This window comes from Halomonas sp. PA16-9 (assembly GCF_009728585.1).
Lineage (GTDB): Bacteria > Pseudomonadota > Gammaproteobacteria > Pseudomonadales > Halomonadaceae > Vreelandella > Vreelandella titanicae.
The window spans coordinates 1080819-1094872 of the sequence record NZ_CP040451.1; the positions used below are offsets into that span (position 1 = coordinate 1080819).

Annotated in this window: 15 protein-coding genes and 1 pseudogene; 12 read left to right on the forward strand and 4 right to left on the reverse strand. The window is 59.3% G+C overall.

What is annotated here, in order from left to right; all coding sequences use genetic code 11:
• Window positions 1–161: 161 nt before the first annotated feature.
• The 3 genes and pseudogenes from fhuB (at window position 162) to FDY98_RS04925 (ending at window position 4670) form a co-directional block, all read left to right on the forward strand.
• Window positions 162–2162: a Fe(3+)-hydroxamate ABC transporter permease FhuB gene (fhuB, locus tag FDY98_RS04915; RefSeq protein ID WP_027959974.1), complete on the forward strand. Its 2001-nt coding sequence runs from the start codon at window positions 162–164 to the stop codon at window positions 2160–2162.
• A complete protein-coding gene (gene fhuF / locus FDY98_RS04920) occupies window positions 2159–2947 on the forward strand; it encodes a siderophore-iron reductase FhuF (protein ID WP_027959973.1) in 789 nt (262 codons plus the stop codon). The genes fhuB and fhuF overlap by 4 nt, the downstream gene beginning before the upstream one ends.
• 61 nt (window positions 2948–3008) lie before the next feature.
• A pseudogene (locus tag FDY98_RS04925) lies at window positions 3009–4670 on the forward strand (multidrug ABC transporter permease/ATP-binding protein).
• A 46-nt stretch (window positions 4671–4716) separates the two neighbouring features.
• On the opposite strand, the gene FDY98_RS04930 reads toward FDY98_RS04925, so the two are convergent.
• The 4 genes from FDY98_RS04930 to FDY98_RS26000 all read right to left on the reverse strand — a co-directional run bounded on the left by FDY98_RS04930 (window position 4717) and on the right by FDY98_RS26000 (window position 6341).
• A complete protein-coding gene (locus FDY98_RS04930) occupies window positions 4717–5007 on the reverse strand; it encodes a HigA family addiction module antitoxin (RefSeq protein ID WP_196518145.1) in 291 nt (96 codons plus the stop codon).
• Window positions 5008–5089: 82 nt separating this feature from the next.
• Entirely contained in the window at window positions 5090–5341 is a 252-nt protein-coding gene (locus FDY98_RS04935) for a type II toxin-antitoxin system RelE/ParE family toxin (RefSeq protein ID WP_051430568.1), read from the reverse strand.
• A gap of 116 nt (window positions 5342–5457) precedes the next feature.
• Window positions 5458–5718 carry a helix-turn-helix domain-containing protein gene (locus FDY98_RS25995; RefSeq protein ID WP_196518146.1) on the reverse strand — a complete coding sequence of 87 codons (261 nt, stop codon included), beginning with the start codon at window positions 5716–5718 and terminating at the stop codon, window positions 5458–5460.
• Window positions 5715–6341, reverse strand: a complete 627-nt coding sequence (locus FDY98_RS26000) for a hypothetical protein (RefSeq protein WP_196518148.1) — start codon at window positions 6339–6341, stop codon at window positions 5715–5717. Before FDY98_RS26000 ends, FDY98_RS25995 begins: the two co-directional genes overlap by 4 nt.
• Before the next feature lie 120 nt (window positions 6342–6461).
• Here FDY98_RS26000 and FDY98_RS04945 point away from each other — a divergent pair, with 120 nt between their 5' ends.
• The 9 genes from FDY98_RS04945 (at window position 6462) to FDY98_RS04970 (ending at window position 13933) form a co-directional block, all read left to right on the forward strand.
• Window positions 6462–8465: a TonB-dependent receptor gene (locus tag FDY98_RS04945; RefSeq protein WP_027959970.1), complete on the forward strand. Its 2004-nt coding sequence runs from the start codon at window positions 6462–6464 to the stop codon at window positions 8463–8465.
• The gene (locus FDY98_RS04950; RefSeq protein ID WP_027959969.1) at window positions 8462–9493 is read left to right on the forward strand and encodes a methyltransferase; all 1032 of its coding nucleotides are present in this window, start codon (window positions 8462–8464) and stop codon (window positions 9491–9493) included. Before FDY98_RS04945 ends, FDY98_RS04950 begins: the two co-directional genes overlap by 4 nt.
• On the forward strand, window positions 9490–10731 hold the full coding sequence (locus FDY98_RS04955; RefSeq protein WP_155705700.1) for an MFS transporter: 1242 nt from the start codon (window positions 9490–9492) through the stop codon (window positions 10729–10731). Before FDY98_RS04950 ends, FDY98_RS04955 begins: the two co-directional genes overlap by 4 nt.
• 165 nt (window positions 10732–10896) lie before the next feature.
• The gene (locus FDY98_RS04960) at window positions 10897–11373 is read left to right on the forward strand and encodes a sigma-70 family RNA polymerase sigma factor (RefSeq protein ID WP_340146741.1); all 477 of its coding nucleotides are present in this window, start codon (window positions 10897–10899) and stop codon (window positions 11371–11373) included.
• A complete protein-coding gene (locus FDY98_RS26980) occupies window positions 11357–11491 on the forward strand; it encodes a hypothetical protein (protein WP_340146907.1) in 135 nt (44 codons plus the stop codon). Before FDY98_RS04960 ends, FDY98_RS26980 begins: the two co-directional genes overlap by 17 nt.
• On the forward strand, window positions 11445–11555 hold the full coding sequence (locus FDY98_RS26985) for a DUF4880 domain-containing protein (protein WP_340146850.1): 111 nt from the start codon (window positions 11445–11447) through the stop codon (window positions 11553–11555). The genes FDY98_RS26980 and FDY98_RS26985 overlap by 47 nt, the downstream gene beginning before the upstream one ends.
• The gene (locus tag FDY98_RS26990; RefSeq protein WP_340146742.1) at window positions 11510–11992 is read left to right on the forward strand and encodes a FecR family protein; all 483 of its coding nucleotides are present in this window, start codon (window positions 11510–11512) and stop codon (window positions 11990–11992) included. Before FDY98_RS26985 ends, FDY98_RS26990 begins: the two co-directional genes overlap by 46 nt.
• Before the next feature lie 165 nt (window positions 11993–12157).
• Window positions 12158–12379 carry a hypothetical protein gene (locus FDY98_RS26995; protein ID WP_340146743.1) on the forward strand — a complete coding sequence of 74 codons (222 nt, stop codon included), beginning with the start codon at window positions 12158–12160 and terminating at the stop codon, window positions 12377–12379.
• Between the two features lie 411 nt (window positions 12380–12790).
• A complete protein-coding gene (locus FDY98_RS04970) occupies window positions 12791–13933 on the forward strand; it encodes a TonB-dependent siderophore receptor (RefSeq protein ID WP_155705701.1) in 1143 nt (380 codons plus the stop codon).
• Window positions 13934–14054 lie beyond the last annotated feature (121 nt).

Consider the following 14054-nt stretch of genomic DNA (forward strand, 5'->3'; position numbering starts at 1 on the left):
CAATTGTAGTGCTAATTATTATCATTTAGAATCGTTGTTAGTTATTCAATCGCTAATTTCCATAAACTCGTTTGCATAAATAGTAAGGCTAAGAAAATGACGCTGCTGCCTATCACGTCTCTTTTGGCGAACTGTCCGGTTATCACAAAAGGGTGCTCGCTATGCTAGGCGCTGCGCAATTTACCCAAAGAATGGGGGGAATGTCGCCTGCTAAAGCCTGCCTATTACTTAGCCTGCCCATGGTGGTGCTGTTTTGGGTGGGCCTAGAGGGCCAAGGCGGTTTCGCGCTGGGCCTGCAGGCATTAGTGGCCCCTTCTTTTGAGAACGTTGACGAGCTGCTGCTTTACTACGCTTGGTGGCCGCGCCTCTCTATCGCCCTGCTCGCCGGGGGCGGCCTGGGGTTGGCAGGCGTGCTTATGCAGCAGGTGCTGCGCAACCCGTTGGCTTCGCCCACCACCCTAGGGGTGGCATCGGGCGCTAACCTGGCGTTGATGACCGCCACCTTGCTGGCGCCGGGGCTGCTTGTCGCCGGGCGCGAATGGGTCGCCTTATTGGGCGGTGCGCTAGCGGTTGGATTAGTGTTTCTGCTCTCCTGGCGGCGCGGGCTGGCGCCGATCGTGGTGGTGCTGGCGGGCCTAGTAGTCAATCTGTACTTGGGGGCGCTGTCTACGGCGCTGCTGCTGTTCAACCACGAGGCGCTCTCCGGGCTGCTGATCTGGGGGGCGGGCTCGCTGGCGCAAAACGGTTGGGACGGCGTTACAATCCTCTGGCCTCGGCTAGCGATTAGCTGCGTGGCCGCGTGGTTTTTGCTACGGCCCTTGGCGGTGCTGGAGCTGGACGATGCCAGTGCCAAGAGCCTGGGAGTCTCGCTGACCTATCTACGCTTTGCGGGGATGGGGTTGGCAGTATTTATTACCGGCAGCATTGTCAGCGTGGTGGGCATCATCGGTTTTATCGGCTTGGCAGCGCCGAATATCGTGCGCATGGCCGGTGCGCGCCGCTTAGGGCCGCGGCTAATCTGGTCGACGCTATTAGGGGCCGTGCTGCTGGCTACCACGGATCTGCTGCTGCAGCAGTTCGGTGGCATGGTGGCAGCTTTTATTCCTACCGGGGCGATTACCGGTGCCCTGGGGGCACCGCTGTTAATGTGGCTGATTCCGCGCCTGAAACTGCAGGGCGACCAGCCGCCGAAAGGGGCGGGGATTTTCGCCCGTCGTCACCCAGCGCCTTCACGTTTAGCCACTGGTTTAATCCTCGCGTTACTGGGGGCAACGGTTCTCGGCTTGCTGTTTGGCCAGGGTGTAGATGGCTGGTACTGGCTGGCGCCCAATAACTGGAATGTCATGCAGTGGCGCATGCCCCGGGTGATGGCGGCAGCCGCCAGCGGGTTAATGCTGGCGATTGCCGGGACTATTCTCCAGCGCCTTTCCGCCAACCCCATGGCCAGCCCCGAAGTACTGGGTATCAGTGGTGGCTGTGCCATTGCGCTGATTTTGGGGATTTTCCTGCTGCCTGCGCCCACCAATATGATGCTGATTGGCGTGGGTACCCTGGGTGCTTTCGCGACGCTGCTGGTGTTGGTGGGTATCAACCGCAAGAGCGGTTATCTCCCCGAGCGTTTACTGCTCACCGGGGTGGCGGTCAGCGCGCTGTTTGATGCAGTGCGCAGCGTGATGCTGGCGGGCGGCGACCCTCGTGGCCAGCAGGTGATTGCCTGGCTGGCGGGCTCCACCTACTACGTGGATATCACCAATGCGGTGGTGGTTGGGGGCATTGCCGCTGTATTGGCGCTGATCACGCTGCCCTTCACCCGCTGGTTGGATATCTTGCCCTTAGGCGCGCCGACGGCCAAGGCGCTTGGGGTAACCCTCAATCGAGCCCGTTTGGCGTTGCTGCTGTTGGTGGCCTTGTTAACCGCCTGCGCCACCCTGGTGGTGGGGCCGCTTTCGTTTATTGGCCTGCTGGCGCCGCATATGGCGCGCTTGGTCGGCTTCTCCCGGGCGGGTCAGCATCTGCTGGGAGCAGCGTTGATCGGCATGTTATTGATGGTGCTGGCTGACTGGGTGGGGCGCCAGATTATTTTCCCCTATGAGATACCAGCGGGCTTGGTCGCCTCCCTGATTGGCGGCGCTTACTTTATGTGGGGGCTGCGGCGGCTATGAGTAACGTGGCGATCAAAACGAGGGAGCTTTTAGCAACGGTGGATCCAGCGGAGGCGCTGTTGGCGCTTTACCGCCAGCCGCCGCTGGATAACGCCAAGGCTCCCTGTTTTGGTCAGCCTGATGTGCCGACGCTAGCGGCCTCTGAGCTGCTGAACCATGAGGTGCTTAACGCCCAGCTGACGCGTTACCGGCGATACCACGGTGACGATGCCGATTTTCTGGCCGTCGCTTCGATATGGTCGAAATTTCATTTCAGCAGCGTCTCGATCCCGACGCTGGTGGCCAACCTGCTATTGGGCTACGACCTGCCGGTGGGTGGGGATGAACTGAGACTGGCGTTTGGTGATCACGGCCAGACGGCTCGTATCTGGTTGCCGCATGGTGGTGTGCCGCTGGCCTCTAAAGCGCTCCAGGCACGCTTCAGCAGTCTATTCGATGACCACTGTGCCCCACTGATCGAGGCGTTGGCCGCTGTCTCTGGGCTTTCTGCCAAGGTGTTCTGGAGCAATCTTGGTCACTACGTGGAGTTCGTGGGCAAGACCTGCTCGCGGCATCCAACCTTTACAGGGGCGGGTGAGCCGCTGCTGGATTATCTCGCCACCAAGACGCTTCCCGATGGGCGTCGTAATCCGCTCTATCAGCCGGTGCGTTATCTGGAGCTGGGCGGTGAAACGCCTGCTCGTGTGCGACGGCTATGCTGTATCAAATACCGGCTACCCGGTGAGCCGCTGTGCGGTGGATGCCCGCTAAAACCCGAAAATAAACCGGCCAAGAAACGCCGTTAGGGTAGTACGGCACGCCGCAGCGCTTCCTTTAGCGTTCAACTCTTGCAAGGAGTCAAAGTTAATGGAACTGTTCAGAATCGTATGGCGTGATTATCGTTGGCCGTTTGTGGCCGTAGTACTGCTTAGCCTGACAAGCGCTGGCTTGGGCATTGGTGTCATTGCCTTTATCAATCAACGGCTGCTGGGTACCTTCACTGACCCCTGGCGTATCCTGCCCGAATTCCTGGGGCTGATAGCGCTGCTGCTGGTCATTACCCTTGCATCACAGTTGGCGCTGACCACGCTGGGTCACCATTTCGTTTACCGGCTGCGTGGGCAGTTGATCAAGCGAATTCTGGATACCGATATCGAACGCACCGAGCAGATTGGCAGTGCGCGTTTGCTGGCGAGCTTGTCCAGCGACGTGAGTTCAGTGACCGTTGCTTTTATACGCTTGCCGGAGCTGGTGCAGGGTGGGGTGCTGACGATAGGCGCTACGCTCTACTTGGCGTGGCTTTCGCCTGCCATGCTGGGCGTCACCGCGTTCTGGGTGATCGTGACGGTGTTGATTGGCATGCGTTTGGTGGCGCGGGTCTATGGGCATATGGCCAAACTGCGCGAAATACAGGATCGTCTCTACGCGGATTACCAATCGGTGATCGAGGGGCGCAAGGAGCTGGCGCTCAACCGTGACCGCGCCGAATGGCTGTATCGCGATGTTTATACGCCTAACGCAAAGGATTGCCGACGCCATTTTATTCTTGGTGATACCTACCATCTCAGCGCAGTGAACTGGTTCAACATCATGATGCTGGGGGCCATAGGTGTGGCGTTCTTTTTGGCCAACGGCCTGGGCTGGGCATCGGTGCAGGTAGCCACGACCTTCTCACTCACACTGCTGTTTTTGCGTGCGCCGTTGATGCAGGCCATTGGCGCCTTTCCGACGCTGATTAACGCACGAGTAGCGTTTGAAAAAATCAGCAGTTTAGACCTGACCGAGCACCGCGAGGCGTTCGGCCACTCTGCGCTGCGCCACGACTGGCAAGAGCTAACCCTGGAGCAGGTCAGCTATCGCTAGCCGGATGAGGAATCTCGATCAGGCTTTGCCATCGGCCCTATCGACCTGACCTTGAAGCGTGGCGAGGTGGTGTTTCTGATCGGCGGAAACGGCAGTGGCAAATCGACTTTGGCGAGGCTGCTAACCGGGCTTTACCAGCCCCAAAGTGGCTGTGTACGGGTCGATGGCAGGCCGCTGCGGGAAGAAGACTGGACACGCTATCGCCAGCACTTCTCGGCCATTTACACCGATCTGCACCTGTTTGATCGTTTGATGGGCCCAGCGGGCGAGTCACCCGACCCGGCGCTGGTGGAGGAGTGGCTTGCCGCGCTGGGCATGCATAGCAAGCTTGACTTCGACGGCGATCGCATCACCAACGTCAACCTCTCCCAGGGCCAGCGCAAGCGCTTGGCGATGCTATTAGCGGTCGCTGAACAGCGCGACCTATTGCTGCTAGACGAGTGGGCCGCCGACCAAGACCCCCAGTTCCGCCGGGTCTTTTACCGTGAGCTCTTGCCGCAGTTGCGAGCGCTGGGCAAGACGCTGGTGGTGATCAGCCACGACGACCACTACTTCGACCAGGCCGATCGGCTGCTGGAAATGCGCCAGGGGCAGTTGGTAGAGCTCACCGGCGAACAGCGAGAAGCCGCCAGCCGCGATGCGGTGGCCCGGGTGGGTAGTCATTGATGTGAGTCGCTTAGAATAATTAGTTATAGTGAGTGATATCGCTTAGCTAAGCTGCGCCCTGGTTATGGCGAAGCTGAAATAGGTCATAATTGGTTTGCATGGATAGCCAGAACTCGGCGCTTCCGGCGCCCAATTTTTCCAGAGCCAGTGCCATTTCAGGTGTGACGGAGGCGCTGCCATTAATTACCCGGTTCAGGGTGTTACGGTGGCAGCCGAGCTGTTCAGCGACCGATGCCACGCTGCCAATCTTGTGGCCGTCTTCATCCTCAATCAGACGTTGCCGGATAATGCGACCCGGATGTGAGGGGTTACACATGGCCATTGTTTCTTCTCCCATCAGTGATAATCGTCATGGTTCAGAAGGTAAATAGTCCAGCAGGTAAACATTACCGTCTCGGAACTCGATGAACAGTCGCCAGTTACCCGACACCTTGATGGCATACTGGCCGTCCAGTTTTCCAGTTTTCCAGTTTTCCAGTTTTCCAGTTTTCCAGTTTTCCAGTTAGAGGGTGAAGATCCCAGTTGCCAGCCGCTATATCGTCGAGACTTGTGGCTGCGTCCAGTACGGTCAGGCGATCACGGAGACGGTCGACATGATCGGCACGGACGCCCTTGGTGCTGCCTTTTTCAAAAAGCAGTTTTAGTCCCTTATGCTTGATGCTTTTAATCATCTATCGTACCGGCTTATGCCTAACTGGCTTTTATTTATTGTAGTGTGTCGCGCGACAGTGTGCAGTTCCGCCGGAACTCGCTCGGACAGCTGCATCAGTACTCGCAATACTTGTTATCAACTTTTGCGCTGTTTGATGGCTTTAGGGGCATAACCGAAGAAGCGCGTGAAGGCAGCGCTGAAGTTACTTGGGTGCCGATAGCCCGTGGCGTAGGCGGCTTGAGCGGCCTGTTGACCGCTCTCCAGCAGCGTATGGGCGCGGCGCATGCGCTGTTGATGAAGAAAGTGCTGAGGCGTCGTGCCAAACATGCAACGAAATCCCTGCTTAAGCTTCTGCTCTCCTAATCCCACCCGTGCTCCCAGATAGGCCAGGGTCAAGGGGCGATCCAGTTCGCTGAGAAGTATCTCACGGGCCTGGACGATGCGCTCGCTGCGTCTGCGCTGGCGATGTTCCGTGTAGGGCTGGGTTCCGGCAGCAGCGTCTCGAGTTGTTCCCCCAATAAGCTCAAGGCGTGAATGTGTTGCTGGAGCCGAGCGCTGCCTGTTTGGAGGCATACCTGGAGCGCCTGCAGATGTGCCCGGCTGACCGGCGACGTAGGCTGAAAAGCCAGCGGTCGAATACCCCCAGAGGCAGGGAGTGCTGCTTGATATCGCTCGCCCAGGTAGCGCGCTAGCCAGCCAGTACTGGCGACAAGGCGTAACTGAAGCACTGTTTCCCCTTCCGGTATATGGCGCTCCCCCTGGCTGTGGTCAAAGGTGGTTACCGTGGTGTGACCGTGACCGAAATCGATGCGCGGCCCCCAGCGCTCTCGGTAATCAGAGTGGCCTTGTAGACCAAAGGTCACAATCACGCCTGCGCCCGTATGGGGTGTGCGGCTCTCTTCGACGAGCGCTTGTTTAGCACGGTAGCGGGTTAACACTACCGAGAGGCCATCATCCAGCACGCAGCATTGAGAACCTTGCAGAGAGTCGCCAATGGGGCGTGATGCATCGCTACGCATAAGAAGTGAATTGGTTTGCATATGAATGAGTATGATAATTGCTATCGTTTATAGCTAGCCTACTCCCTTGAATGTTCCCGCGCTAGTCGGGAGCCAGAAACAGCGCTAAGGGGGTGGGCGATGCAGAGCAATGGGTTGAAAAGAAAGGCAGTGGTGGTGCTTCTGCTGGGGGGATGCGGCGTGGGCAGCATCGCTCAAGGGGAAGCACTACCCGTGGTGAAGGTAACGGCTAACAAGGTCGCGCAGACTGAGCAAGAGGTACCGGCGAGCTTAGCGGTAATATCCGGCGAGACGCTGGCGGATGCCGGTGCTGCCAATATTGGCGACTTGGCGCGCTACGCACCTGGGTTGAGTTTTCAGCCCTTTGGCCAGTCGGGTACCGCGCTGCCGGTAATGCGGGGGCTAACCTCAGGTGCTACCGCTTTCTCCTCATCAGTACTCATGCTGGTGGATGGGGTGCCAGTCGTGGCCGGCCAGGGGTTCGATCACAACCTGCAGGGCGTGGAACGGGTTGAGGTGCTGCGCGGGCCCCAGTCGACGCTCTATGGTCGCAACGCCGAGGCAGGCGTGGTCAGCCTGCATACTCGTCAGCCGGATGCAGGCCCTTATGCCGAACTGGCGACGACGTTGGGTAGCCGCGACCTGAACGCGCTACGCCTCGATGCCGCTCAGGCACTCGTGCCCGAGCAGCTCTATTTGGGGGGCAGTGGGGAGTGGCGCCAGCAGGATGGTTTCGTGGATAACCTGGCGCGCGCGGGTGAGGCAGATGACCGCGAGCGCAAGAACGGTCGGCTACGTCTGCTCTGGATGCCGACAGCGGAGACGGACGTTACCCTGCGCTATGGGCAGTTACACTACCGCGACGGTGCGGCTCCCTGGGGGCCTGTCGGGTCAAACGGTCACGATACGCGTCGCATTGACTCCCCCAGTCCCGGCAGTAACCGTTCCAGCGGGCGGGATATTTCCCTGGATGCGCGTCATGCCTTAGCGCCTGATTTGACCCTGCGATCCATCACGGCGCGGCGGGAGATCCGTGATCGCGTCACCCAGGATACCGATTTAACGCCAGCTCAGCGCTTTGCTGTCGGGCGCGACCAGCGTTTGACCACCTTGTCTCAGGAGCTTCGCTTGGAGCGCCAGGGCGATGAAGGGCGGAGCAGTTGGGTGCTGGGCCTGTACGGTGACCGTGATGATCATCAACTGCAGTTCGAGCAACGCAACCCGATGGGCACCCAGCGCAGTGAGGCGACGCTGGAGGCTGAGAACCTCGCGCTGTTCGGGCAGTGGACGTTGCCGCTGGGCGAGCGTTGGCGCCTAACACCAGGCCTGCGCTTAGAGCAGAGCCGGGTGGCGTTGACGCCCCGGGGAGCCGTCCAGCGCAGCGAGCGCTGGGGTGATGTTACCTCGCAGTTGGCTCTGCAGTACCGATGGGGCGACGACGACTGGTTGTATGCCCGTTATGCCGAAGGGTTTCGCGCCGGTGGTTTCAACGCCTTCTCTGCTCAGAGTGACTATCCCGGCTACGAACCTGAACAGGTGGCTTCCTACGAGCTGGGTATCAAGGGAACAGCGCTTTCGCAACGGTTGCGCTATGGGCTAGCCAGCTACTGGATGACCATTGACGACATGCAAGTCCAGCAAGTTATTCAGCCCGGTAGTGTGCAAATCACCAATGCTGCCGCGGCGCGTTCCCAGGGCGTAGAACTGGATATTGACTACCTGCTGGGCGGACATTGGACGCTCCAGGCGGGCCTGGCGCTCAATCGTACCCGGTTTCGCGAGTTCAACGACCTGAGCGGTGACCACGCCGGCCACCACAACCCCTTTGCGCCCGATATCAGTGGTCGGTTGGGGCTGCGCTACGACTCACCCCAGGGCTGGTATGCCCAGGCCAACCTGAGTGGCATGAGTAAGACCTACCTGGATGCGGCCAACCGCTTTAGCCGCCCCGGTCATGCCCTGCTCGATCTGGCTGGCGGCTATCAACAAGGGCCATGGCAACTGGGGGTCTATGTGAACAACGCCACTGACCGACAATACGATGCGGTGGGCCTGCTCAACGGCACGATGCGGGAGTATAGCCCACCCCGTGAGATTGGCTTGCGTGTGGGGGTATCGTTATGAGCCGGCCCGCGGATGCGCTTCCCCATGCGCTGCAGCCCTATTGGGATCTATCGCTGGCCGCTGTACAGGCCGAGGCCCTACAGCTTGCCTTAGCAGAGGATCTATTTGAGACGCTAGCGTCACCCTGCACCCCTGAGGCACTGGCACAAATGCATGCATGGCAGCCCGAAGCCACGCGCCACTGGCTGACGCTGTTATGGAGCATGCAACTGCTCGACCGAAGCCGCGATGCCGCGGGTGAGTGGCACTACACCAGCAGCGAGGTGGCGCGGCGCTATCTGGCGTCTTCCTCAGCGTTAGACTGTGGTGATGCTTGGCGCTTTCGACTTGCTTCCCTGCGCGATTTCGGTGCCGGGCTAGCCGATGGCTTGCGCGGACAAAGCCGGCCAGCACCGCTGGCCAACGGTGAGCGCTGGGCCGTGGCAGCGCGCGGCCATCTGGCACGCGAGCAGGCGGCGGTAACGGCACCTGCCGCCTGTGAATTGGTGGCACAGCGGAGGATGCCTAAAGCAGCTTGGCGGCTGCTGGATCTAGGCGGTGGCCCGGGGCTGGTCGCCGTCGCCCTGGCGAAGGCGTTTCCACATATGCACGGCGTGGTCTTTGAACTGCCCGAAGCCGCCGATGTGGCGGCGCAACATATTGCCGAAGCCGGCCTGGCATCGCGTCTTGAGGCTCGGGGTGGCGATCTGGTGAGGGATGACATTGGCACAGGGTACGACCTGATCTGGTGCTCTTCGGTACTGCATTTTGTGCCCGAGCTTTCGGCCAGCCTAGCCAAATTGCATGCCGCACTAAAGCCCGGCGGCGAGTTGATCTGCGTGCACGCTGAAATTCCCGAAGAACCCGAGGCGGCCCGCCGCATGCTGTCCTATTACCTGCCGCTGCTGTGGCAGGGGCGCCGGGTGACTCAGGCCGGTGATCTGCGTCAGGCACTGCTGGCGCAGGGTTTCGAGGTGTGTGAAGCGCAGCCGATTGCGCTTCCCATGGCGCCTGCCACGGCTCTGGTGGCGCGCAGGAGGACGAAATGATGCGCGGCCTGACCGCCCGGCAACTGGCATTTGGCTGGCTCCACTTTGCTCTGGCGCTGCCCAGCATCTATCTGCTGTTGGGAATGCCGCTGGTACTGCGCGAGCAGGGCTGGAGCGGTACCCAGATTGGCCTACTGCAACTGGCGGGCCTGCCAGCGGTGCTCAAACTGGTGATGGCGGTTCCCGTTGAGCGCTGCCGCCTGGGGGGCGGAGGCTATCGTGCCTGGGCTGGTCTGCTCGGATTGCTGTTGGGCTTGGCGTTGCTAGGGTTAGCGTACGACTTCCCACTAGCGCAGCCGCCGCGTTTCTATGCCTGGGTGCTGCTGATCAGTTGGTTGGCGACTTGGGCTGATGTGCCCGTGAACGCGCTGGCGATTCGCTGCCTGCCCGCCGAAGAGCGACTACGCGCCGGGGGAATTCGTTCGGCGGCGCTGTTTCTGGCTGCGGTGGTGGGCGGTGGCCTATTGCTGGTCGTGCACGAGCGTGCAGGGGGAGCAGTGCCCTTCGTACTGATGGCGTTGCTATTGGCCGTGGGAGGAATCCTATTACGCTGGATATCGTTACCGCCAGAGACCGGCAGGCAATGGTATGTCTCGGCAGCGGAAGCGGTTCAACCTGTGAGCCATAAGGGGGCAATGGGCTTTGTCCGTCAGCCAGCCGCAGGCCTTTGGGTCTCCCTGCTGATGTTACTCTTTCCCTTCGTTGGCGCTGGTTGGGTCTATCTAAAACCGCTGTTGCTCGACCTGGGGATGCCAGCGGAGCAAGTCGCCTGGTGGGGGGTTGGTGGTGGCATAGCGGGCGCCCTGGCGAGTCTGGCGGGGCAACGCCTGGCACGGAGTATTGGGCTTGGCCGAGCCCTGCCGCTGTTAGCCGCTTTGGCAACGCTGGCCCTGGCGACTCTGGGGGGAGTGGGTTACATGGCTGCAGGGCATGCCCTGTGGCTGGTGGGCGCAGGACTGTTGGCTTGTGCCATGGGCGCGCTTTCGGGCGTAATGTTCGGCCTGATGATGCACTTCGCCCGGTCAGGGTATCAGGCGCTGGATTACGGTCTACAGGCCAGTCTGTTCACCCTGTCGCGTTTGGCTGTGCCTGTGCTCGCTGGTATTTTGCTAGACCGGCTGGGCTACCCGGCTATGTTTACGGCGCTGGCGCTAGGCATGGCGGCGGTGACAGTGATGGCGCTGTTGGGGGGTAGGGTTTTGCAGGGTGTCATATCAAAAAGTGGAAAGGTTCGTTGAGCACTGTGCATTGACACTGCTTGTGAATTGAAAAAGAATAAGAATCATTTTCGTAGAAGTGGGGCACTTTTTATATGGGCGGCACCCCGATCAGCCGAGCCTGCGGCTTACCATACCGGCTGTCGAGACTCCCTCGGTGAGCTGTATCACCACCATCAGCCTTGGTTGCAGCAGTTGCTCAGCCAGCGGTTGGGGTGCAGTGAGTCGGCGGCGGATCTGGCGCAGGATGCGTTTGTGCGATTGATGAAAACGCCCCGCCACCTGGATAGTTTCGAAGGTGCCCGAGCCTATCTCAGCCGTATGGCCAAAGGGTTGTGCGTGGATCATTGGCGCCGCCAGGATATCGAGCGCGCCTGGCAGCAAGCCCTGGCGGCCAGCGCCGAGGCGCATTTGCCCTCCGCCGAACACCAGCAGATCGTCATCGAAACGCTGTGCGAAATCGACCGCATGCTGGCGCGGCTACCCGAGAAAGTCGCTAGCGCCTTTTTGGCCTCCCAGCTACACGGTAAACCCTACCGTCAGATTGCTGAGGAGTGGGGTTTCCGAACGCATGGTCAAAAAATATATGGCCCAGGCCATGCTGCAGTGCGCGTTGATCGAAGCAGGCTTCGAGGCGGGCCTCTAAATGGTTTCTGCGGCTAACGCCGATGAAGCCGCCAAGCGTCGTGCGTTGGCGGAGGCCGCCGAATGGTTTGCTGAGTGGCAAGCGGGGGTTGTCGGCAACAGAGCGTCAACGCTGGCAGGCATGGCGGGATGCTAACGACATCCATCGCTGGGCTTGGCATCAAGTGGAAGGCGTAGCCGCCGCTTCACCGAGCATCTAGGCGAAGATGAACGCCAAACCGCTGACAGCGTGATTAACCTAGCGCGCCAACGGCGGCGAGGGCGTCGCCACCTTTTGGGTGGTCTGGCAAGCCTTGCGCTGGTCTCTGTACTCACCGCAGCGCTCTGGCAAAGCACACCACTGCCACGACTAGTACAGCAGTGGGGCGCTGATTATCACACCGCCACCGGCGAAATCACTCACATCGTGCTGGAGGATGGCACTCAGGTTTGGCTGAGCAGCGCCTCGGCGCTGAATGTCGATTACGACCAAGAGCAGCGCCGTTTGGCGTTGGTGACCGGCGAGATACTGATAGAGACCGGCAAAGACACCGAAAGACCGTTTTACCTGGATACCCGCAGTGCGCGACTCACGCCCTTGGGCACGCGTTTTAGCGTGGGTGAACAGCCCTCAGGCGAACTGCTGGCGGTGTTTTGACGGCGCCGTGGCTATCCAGACCCTGGGCGATGCTCAGCATGCGGGTCAGCGACAGGTGGTCAATGCCGGTCAGCAGCCCGCTACACCGCTGACCGCATCGGTGAACTCACCCCCGCCGAAAGCCGCAGGGAAGCCTGGGCCAACGGCATTCTGCTGGCCGAGAACATGTCGCTTAAGAATTTCGCCGCGGCGCTTAGCCGCCATCACCGTGGCCGCCTTGAGGTCGACCCGGCGGTGGCGGATCTCACGCTGCTCGGCGCTTTCCCGCTCGATGACCTAGAGCGCACCCTGAACATGGTAGAGACCACGCTGCCGGTGAAGGTACGCCGGGTAATGCCCTGGTGGATCAAAATCGAGGCAGGCAAAGCAAGCTCCAGCGAGGAATAAAAAAGAGCAAATTGGTTTTTCTGGTTCCCCTTTTTCGCGCTGGTTCGATTCCCCTTTATAAGCACTTAAAACGTATCTGCAAGGGGAACCGACATGCTCCAACAGCGCACTGCACTTCAACCGCTTACTGCCAAGCACCAACCGAGGCTCAACCGCCGCGCCTTGGCGCTGGCGGTTCATTTTGCCTCCGCCGGCTATTGACCGTGCCGCTGCTATCGCAGCCCGCCATAGCTCAAGTCACCCAGCAGCAAGCGCGCGACTATGACATTGCCAGCGGCCCGGTAAGCAGCGTCATCAACCGCTTCGCGCCGAAGCGGGAGTTTTTATCAGCGCGCTGGCGAGCTGGGGAAAGGGCGCCAAAGCCCCGGCCTGCAAGGCCAGTATCGAGTCGATGAAGGGCTGGAGCGGCTATTGGATGGAACGGGTTTAACGGCAGCCCGGCAGGGTGATGGTAGTTATCGGGTGGAAGAGCGGGTGGCGGATGTGGCGTTGACGACGATGCAGGTGCAAGCTGATAGGACACATGAATCGGCTTGGGGCCCTGTGGAAGGGTATATTGCCTCACGAAGTGCCGCTGCCACAAAGACCGACTCCCCGCTGATGGAGACAGCGCAATCTGTGTCTGTGGTCACGCGTGAGCAGATCGAAGATCAAAGCGCAAAGTCGGTGCAGCAAGCACTACGTTATATACCTGGGGTGTTCACTGGTACCCGCAACGGCATTGGAGATCGTGTTGATTTTATTAATATGCGCGGCTTTGGTGGCGTAGGTAGTATCGACAACGTCTATTTTGACGGCCTCAAAATGGCCAGCGATGTTTCCGGCTATAATTCACTGCAAATTGATCCTTACTTTCTTGAGCGGATTGATGTTTTCAAGGGGCCAACATCCGTTTTATATGGGCAAAGCTATCCTGGCGGCCTCGTCGGGTTGACCAGTAAACAACCTCTGTTCACGCCAAGCTATGGGCTCCAATTAGAAACGGGCACTCATAATAAACGTACGGCACGATTTGACTTCAGCGGCCCCATAGGGAAAAGCCAACAAGTTGCGTATCGACTAGTGGGATTAGCTAGCAGTTCAGACAGCCAGTTCGATCATGTAGAGAACGAACGCTATACTATTGCCCCCTCTTTGACGTTTTTGCCAACCGATGCGACATCATTGACTGTAATGGCCTATCTGCAGCACGAGCCAAATCGTGGTTACTATGGTTGGACACCAGCCGACGGTACGGTGCGAGATTATAATGGTAGACGGATCGATAATAACTTTTTTGATGGCGAGCCAGACGTCAATGGGTTCGAGCGTTATCAACGACTAATAGGTTACCAACTAGAACATCAGTTCAACGATCAGTGGCAAGCTCGACAGAATCTCCGCTTCACCTCTTCGGGTATTGATTATGACTCCATTTATTCCAGTAGTTACGTAGGCGATAGTAATCTTCTAGATCGGCGCGCAGCGCGAGCCGATGAATCCATGCACGCCTATCATGTGGATAATCAGCTACAGGGGATGTTACGACTGGGTCTCTGGAACATACGTTGCTAGTGGGTCTGGACTATCAGTACCAACGCAACTCAGGAGAATGGCAGTTCGGGGCGGCGTCTCCCCTGGATGCTTTCAACCCACAGTATGGAAACACACAAATCACATACTCAACGCCCACTAA

What these genes read in the sequence shown, in the direction of transcription:
- FDY98_RS26995 (WP_340146743.1), top strand. Translation starts at nt 12,158, where the DNA reads ATGTCGCTTAAGAATTTCGCCGCGGCGCTTAGCCGCCATCACCGTGGC.
- FDY98_RS04950 (WP_027959969.1), top strand. Translation starts at nt 8,462, where the DNA reads ATGAGCCGGCCCGCGGATGCGCTTCCCCATGCGCTGCAGCCCTATTGG.
- fhuF (WP_027959973.1), top strand. Translation starts at nt 2,159, where the DNA reads ATGAGTAACGTGGCGATCAAAACGAGGGAGCTTTTAGCAACGGTGGAT.
- fhuB (WP_027959974.1), top strand. Translation starts at nt 162, where the DNA reads ATGCTAGGCGCTGCGCAATTTACCCAAAGAATGGGGGGAATGTCGCCT.
- FDY98_RS04930 (WP_196518145.1), bottom strand. Translation starts at nt 5,007, where the DNA reads ATGGGAGAAGAAACAATGGCCATGTGTAACCCCTCACATCCGGGTCGC.
- FDY98_RS26980 (WP_340146907.1), top strand. Translation starts at nt 11,357, where the DNA reads ATGGTTTCTGCGGCTAACGCCGATGAAGCCGCCAAGCGTCGTGCGTTG.
- FDY98_RS04935 (WP_051430568.1), bottom strand. Translation starts at nt 5,341, where the DNA reads ATGATTAAAAGCATCAAGCATAAGGGACTAAAACTGCTTTTTGAAAAA.
- FDY98_RS26000 (WP_196518148.1), bottom strand. Translation starts at nt 6,341, where the DNA reads ATGCGTAGCGATGCATCACGCCCCATTGGCGACTCTCTGCAAGGTTCT.
- FDY98_RS04955 (WP_155705700.1), top strand. Translation starts at nt 9,490, where the DNA reads ATGATGCGCGGCCTGACCGCCCGGCAACTGGCATTTGGCTGGCTCCAC.
- FDY98_RS04945 (WP_027959970.1), top strand. Translation starts at nt 6,462, where the DNA reads ATGCAGAGCAATGGGTTGAAAAGAAAGGCAGTGGTGGTGCTTCTGCTG.